Here is a 3,985-nt window from a genome sequence, read left to right on the forward strand (position 1 = left end):
TCTAGTAACATTTTACTATTAATAAACACCAACTCTTTTATACCTATCCCTGCATACATTGTACTCGCCAATCCGAATAAAACTATTATACTAAAGGCGAATCCGAACCAATTAAATCTTTTCTGAACAATAGTTGTTGATTGGAATAAACAAGCTAATGTACTATAAAATATGAATTGTACAAAGAATTGTTCAATTGCAGATGCTCCTAAATTTACATGTTCTATTTTATAAAATGTATCCTGTAAAAACAAAGCTTGAAGACATGAAAACAATGCTGATTGCAATAAATTAAAACATATTGAACCAATCAAAAATTGCAACCTAGTGACACCAAACGAGACGACTGTAGGAAAAATATCAAGTTGAATAAGAAACACGCTTATCACAATAAACATTACGATTACAATTGATGAATTATTAAAGATATCGTGTAAAAATGCTACCTTTATTCCCTTTAAATCAGTTGCAGTCATTGTCCCTTTTATAAGTAATGCCACAGTCCAAAAGATAAGAATGGCTTTATACTGATATTTTATATGTAACTTCAACTGCTTCATTAACATCGTCATTTTATTTCACCACCAGTTATATAAATAAATAGTTTTTGTAATGTAATTCTATCAATTGATAATCCTTCTTTTTCAAGAGAGTAATAATCTTCATTAGAAAGTTCTTCCCATATAACAGAAATCCCCTTATTTCCATAAACTTCTCGATTTATAACTTTTTTATTAATTGAAAACTCACCTACTTTATCTTTTTTCCCTGAAATAATATGACCTTGTCGTAATAAATCTTCCACTGATGATTGGACAACAAGTGCACCTTCTTTTATGATAATTACATCTTCGATAACATGGGTTACTTCTTCTACTAAATGAGTTGATAATATAATTGTTCTTGGATGCTCACCATAATCTTCTAATAGTAAACTATAAAACAACTCTCGATGTGCTGCGTCTAAACCGGTAGTCGGTTCATCAAAAATTGTAATCGGCGCCCTACTTGCTAATCCTTGAATAATTCCTACTACAGTTTGCATTCCATGTGATAATTTATGGTATTTGTCTTTCAAATTAAGTTGAAATCTCCTAGCAAGTTCTTCAGCAAACTCTTGATCCCAGTTTTTATAAAACATGTTACATAAATTAAAAATATCTTTTACTTTATCATTTAAATATGCAACTTCTTTAACTCTAACAAAACAAATATTTTGCATTGCTTTACTATTTTCAAATACATTTTCACCAAATATTGATACACTTCCACTACTTGAAGTAATTTGACCTGCAAGTAAATTTAATAAAGTCGTTTTCCCTGCTCCGTTCCTTCCAAGCAAACCATATATTTTATTCTCTTCCAATGAAATCGTTACTTCATTTACAGCTATTTTCTTTTTATACTTTTTCGTTACATCTTTCGTTTCAAGTGCAATCATCCCTCTTTCCCCTCCTTCGTAATCTTTTGAATCATATCCATCAATTCATCTTTTGATATTTCTAGTACTTTCGCCTCTTCCCACACTTTAGGTAAATATTCAGTCATAAAAGTATTTTGTCTTTTTTTTAGTACAACTTCTTTTGCTCCTTTTGCAACAAACATCCCGATCCCTCTCTTTTTATATAAAATCCCCTCATCCACTAATACATTCACCCCTTTAGCTGCCGTAGCCGGATTTATTTGTAACATCTTCGCAAATTGATTTGTCGATGGAACTTGTTCTTCTTCAAGCAATATGTCTTTTAAAATATCAGATTCAATCGTTTCTGCAATTTGTATGTATATTAATTTATTTTGTTCTAGAGTCGGCTTCACATTTTCACCACCTTAGGTTCATAGGTTCATTACTTATGTAATTAACCATATCACATAGAATTATTTTTTTCCATTAATTTCTTTTACAAAAATAGAGAGTCATTCAATTAAGAATGACTCTCTTTCTAAAAATTCGAAGTTTAAACTCTTGTTCTCAAATTTTTTCATTTATACCATTTTGACAAAAATTAAACTGTTGTCCCTCAATACATTTTGTACGATCTACTACTTGCCCTAAATGATAGCTTGTATGCTCAACTAAATGTAATAGACTTTGAAGATCAATATGCCTTTTTTCTTCCCAGACCTGTATATATGCTTTTCCCCACTCATCAAATATTTCTTCAACAGTTTTTAACAAAGCTTCAGAGCTTATTTGTTTCACTGGAAAATATTCTTCAATTCCATTTTCAAAAACTATATTTGGATCCTTATAACGCCTTGTATTTCTCTGTAAATGTTCACAAATATGTAGTACGATTCCACCAATTGAATTAACAGAGGTCTCTTGTTTCCACAAATCTTCTTCACTAACGAGCCTAATTGCCTGTACTAATTTAGGTAAATAATGATCCTGCATTCTATGATAAGAAATTTTGTATACTAACTCCATCTTCTCCCCTCCATTATTTCAACTGGCTTACTGGATATTTAGCAAATAAAGATTTCCGAAAATCTTTATCTTCCACAAGCATTTTAATTTTTTCTTCATTGCCGTTAAAGAACTTTATAACTTTATTTTTATCCCATATATCTTTTTCTTTTGGAAAATCATCGAATTCCCTATGCAAAATTGATAACATTTCTTCCCTCGTTATCTTAAAGTTTTTATTTTCTATTTGAAACTCATAAGCTTTTGCGTTTGGTACTAAAATTACTAGATAGGTAGCATTAAAGAGAAAATTCTTCTTCATCGTATCTTTCTCATCAAACCAATACGTCTCAATCATTTCTTCTGTAAGAGCTCCACTCTCTTTTGCACCATAGTTCACTTTTATATTTTCATTTTCTAAACTTATACTTTGAACTGTTCCACCACCGGATAAATGATTAATAATTGCAACCACATCTGAATTATTACCAACGTATGTCCCAGTATATTTCTTAAAATCATCTGACCTAACATCATATATATCTTTTATTCTTTCTCCGTTAGAACAAGCCGTAATGAATAAAAAAATTGTTAGCATAACGATCATGTTATGATGCATATATTTCATTTAGCATCCCCCATTTTTATCGATATTTCGTTAATTACAATATTTACTTTCAAATCCCTTTTTAAATATACGCATTTTAATCAAAATTAAAAATTTTCATTTTTTATGTTTACAATTATCCATTAATTGTATATACTTACTAACGTAAGAAAAAAATTCTAAAAGGAGGTCGAAGGAAATGATGAAATTACAATTACATGCATTAACTTTAGCGTTAACTGCACCTGTGTTTTCTGGACAATTAAATATGAATTCGACCACCCTAATGGAGAATTGAAAATCGTACTTTATTTCATTTAATTCATAAATTCGCCACAGGAGGTCGTATACTTTCCTGTGGCTTTTTCACGCCCCGCCATAGGAGAACTGTATCTTCCTGTGGTTTTTTTGCGCGGTTTTTTTAGTCTCTTACATTATTTTTCTAAGAAAGGAGCAACATTCAATGACTATTAGCGTATTGTTTTTAAGTATTACGATTCAAAGAAATACAATTTCCAAAGATGAAATTCTTCATAATGAGCAAATTGAAAAAGCTATGAATGATGTTAAGGAGCGCCAAGCACTTTACTGTGATCACCTGTAATTCCTTTTCGAAAGGAGGAATTCATTTATGACTTTTCATATTTTCTTTTTTACGACTGTGCTTCAAAAAAATACTTTATCTGAAACTGAAATCATTCGTAAACAACAGTTAAAACAACTGACTGATAAAATAACTGACATTAAAAGTTCATACTACACTCAAATGTATTAAAAATATATTTTAAAGGGGTAATATATTCATGAAATTTAAAGCATTCTTTTTAACAATCACCATTCAAAAACGTAAGCTTTCACAGAAAGAGATTTTACGTGAGCAACACATCCAAAACATTATGGACGAAGTAAAAGAGCGCCAATCTTCTTATTACACTCGTCTTTTCTAAATCACTTATAAAGGGGTAATT

Annotated in this window: 7 protein-coding genes and 1 pseudogene; 3 read left to right on the forward strand and 5 right to left on the reverse strand. The window is 30.2% G+C overall.

Annotated elements, in window-relative coordinates; all coding sequences use genetic code 11:
• From DN403_RS28700 to DN403_RS28720, 5 genes and pseudogenes are all read right to left on the reverse strand, one after another.
• On the reverse strand, window positions 1-572 hold a 572-nt coding region (locus tag DN403_RS28700; protein WP_149186024.1), incomplete at its 3' end, for a DUF4052 family protein.
• Window positions 569-1,441, reverse strand: a complete 873-nt coding sequence (locus DN403_RS28705) for an ABC transporter ATP-binding protein (RefSeq protein ID WP_149186025.1) — start codon at window positions 1,439-1,441, stop codon at window positions 569-571. The genes DN403_RS28705 and DN403_RS28700, both read right to left, overlap by 4 nt.
• Window positions 1,438-1,818 carry a GntR family transcriptional regulator gene (locus tag DN403_RS28710; protein WP_000805185.1) on the reverse strand — a complete coding sequence of 127 codons (381 nt, stop codon included), beginning with the start codon at window positions 1,816-1,818 and terminating at the stop codon, window positions 1,438-1,440. The genes DN403_RS28705 and DN403_RS28710 overlap by 4 nt, the downstream gene beginning before the upstream one ends.
• 140 nt (window positions 1,819-1,958) lie before the next feature.
• A pseudogene (locus DN403_RS28715) lies at window positions 1,959-2,431 on the reverse strand (DinB family protein).
• 13 nt (window positions 2,432-2,444) lie between these two features.
• Window positions 2,445-3,038, reverse strand: a complete 594-nt coding sequence (locus DN403_RS28720) for a DUF4825 domain-containing protein (protein ID WP_044798018.1) — start codon at window positions 3,036-3,038, stop codon at window positions 2,445-2,447.
• Between the two features lie 442 nt (window positions 3,039-3,480).
• On the opposite strand from DN403_RS28720, the gene DN403_RS28725 reads away from it, so the two are divergent.
• Genes DN403_RS28725 through DN403_RS28735 form a run of 3 tightly spaced genes read left to right on the forward strand, consistent with a single transcriptional unit; the run spans window position 3,481 to window position 3,964 of the window.
• Window positions 3,481-3,621 carry a YrzI family small protein gene (locus DN403_RS28725; RefSeq protein ID WP_000156193.1) on the forward strand — a complete coding sequence of 47 codons (141 nt, stop codon included), beginning with the start codon at window positions 3,481-3,483 and terminating at the stop codon, window positions 3,619-3,621.
• A 27-nt stretch (window positions 3,622-3,648) separates the two neighbouring features.
• Window positions 3,649-3,792 carry a YrzI family small protein gene (locus DN403_RS28730; RefSeq protein WP_000142727.1) on the forward strand — a complete coding sequence of 48 codons (144 nt, stop codon included), beginning with the start codon at window positions 3,649-3,651 and terminating at the stop codon, window positions 3,790-3,792.
• Window positions 3,793-3,820: 28 nt separating this feature from the next.
• Window positions 3,821-3,964, forward strand: coding sequence for a YrzI family small protein (locus DN403_RS28735; RefSeq protein WP_000668963.1), 144 nt, complete (start codon window positions 3,821-3,823; stop codon window positions 3,962-3,964).
• Window positions 3,965-3,985: the final 21 nt, after the last annotated feature.

The organism is Bacillus sp. AY2-1, assembly GCF_008368965.1.
In the GTDB taxonomy this organism is placed as follows: Bacteria; Bacillota; Bacilli; order Bacillales; family Bacillaceae_G; genus Bacillus_A; species Bacillus_A thuringiensis_S.

Bases quoted from the DNA above. Each gene is read 5' to 3' on its own strand.
- DN403_RS28705 (WP_149186025.1), bottom strand. From the start codon at position 1,441: ATGATTGCACTTGAAACGAAAGATGTAACGAAAAAGTATAAAAAGAAA.
- DN403_RS28720 (WP_044798018.1), bottom strand. From the start codon at position 3,038: ATGAAATATATGCATCATAACATGATCGTTATGCTAACAATTTTTTTA.
- DN403_RS28725 (WP_000156193.1), top strand. From the start codon at position 3,481: ATGACTATTAGCGTATTGTTTTTAAGTATTACGATTCAAAGAAATACA.
- DN403_RS28730 (WP_000142727.1), top strand. From the start codon at position 3,649: ATGACTTTTCATATTTTCTTTTTTACGACTGTGCTTCAAAAAAATACT.
- DN403_RS28735 (WP_000668963.1), top strand. From the start codon at position 3,821: ATGAAATTTAAAGCATTCTTTTTAACAATCACCATTCAAAAACGTAAG.